We start from the raw sequence: 706 nt of genomic DNA on the forward strand, positions 1-706 counted from the left end.
TTTGGTGATGGGTTTGGGTATGGCAGTGATGAACGACCCTGTGAATGGTCTGTCGGTGGCGATTCTAGGCCGTATCTTTTTGATTTTTTCGACCTTACTCTTTTTGTCACTAGAAGGGCACTTACTGGTGATCGACATCGTTATTCAGAGTTTTGTGGTGTGGCCTGTTGGCTCAGGCATCACGGCCCTATCACTGCAAGGCGTGATCAATGTGTTTGGTTGGATGTTTGCGGCTTCTCTCGCACTTGCGCTGCCTGCCATCGTGTCAATGCTATTGGCGAACATCAGCTTTGGTGTGATGAACCGCGCCGCACCGTCTCTGAACGTTTATGCGCTAGGTTTTCCGATGACCATGCTACTTGGCCTGTTCAGTGTTTTGATTTCTGTTTCCGGTGTTCCGGGCCGCTATACCGCGCTGGTGCATGAGACGATCCGACACTTAAACAACTTTATGTTGGGGGGCGCATGAGCGATCAGTCGTCACAAGACAAAACCGAAAAGGCCTCCCCCCAGAAAGTCAAAAAAGCCCGCCAGGAAGGCCAAATTCCACGAGCGAAAGAATTCACCACTGCAGTCATTTTTATGGCTGTAGCGCTGTATTTTTACTCTCAAATCAATAGCATCTGGGAAAGCATGTTCGGCATTTTCCGCTATAACATGTCGTTGACGAAAGCCGACCTAGAAAACCCACAGCAAATGGTAGAAC

The 706-nt window shown here is 49.2% G+C and carries 2 protein-coding genes; both read left to right on the plus strand.

The genetic code is table 11. The features are described 5' to 3' along the window. The coding region (locus R7R78_RS26320; RefSeq protein WP_225474636.1) for a flagellar biosynthetic protein FliR at nucleotides 1-469 on the plus strand (469 nt) is incomplete at its 5' end. Then, on the plus strand, nucleotides 466-706 hold a 241-nt coding region (locus R7R78_RS26325), incomplete at its 3' end, for an EscU/YscU/HrcU family type III secretion system export apparatus switch protein (RefSeq protein WP_225474637.1). The genes R7R78_RS26320 and R7R78_RS26325, both read left to right, overlap by 4 nt.

The organism is Vibrio sp. 2134-1 (genome assembly GCF_033339495.1).